Here is a 414-nt window from a genome sequence, read left to right on the forward strand (position 1 = left end):
CTCGCCGGCTTGTGGCTCGCGTCCGCGTCCAGGTTGCCCGTGTCGCTAAAGCTAAGCACCAGCTGGTCGCCAGTGACCTTGGGACGCGAGTCACCGGTGATGATCAGCGCCGGGGCAGCGGTGTCTGCTGGCGCTGGTGTGTTGTTCGTCACCGCAGTGGCCGCAAAGCTGGGCGTGTCGTTGCCGGCAGCGTCCTGTATGGCGTTGGCGTCGTTGCCGGTCGTGGGGTCGGCGTAGGCGACGGTGACCGATTGGCCGCTGGTAACCGCCGTGGTCAGCGTGAGCGTGACGGTTTTGGCTTGCGGCTCGACGGTGACGTTGGTGACGGCGTTCGCGACGCCATTGACCATCACCGTAAAGGCCCCGTTGGCGGGTGTGTGGGTCGTGTCCGCGTCCAGGTTGCCCGTGTCGCTA

Annotated in this window: 1 protein-coding gene; it reads right to left on the minus strand. The window is 66.4% G+C overall.

The genetic code is table 11. The features are described 5' to 3' along the window. Positions 1-414: SwmB domain-containing protein (locus D5041_RS22305; RefSeq protein WP_265285835.1), on the minus strand; the 414-nt coding region annotated here is incomplete at both ends.

Source organism: Verminephrobacter aporrectodeae subsp. tuberculatae (assembly GCF_026127385.1).
Taxonomy (GTDB): Bacteria; Pseudomonadota; Gammaproteobacteria; order Burkholderiales; family Burkholderiaceae_C; genus Acidovorax; species Acidovorax aporrectodeae.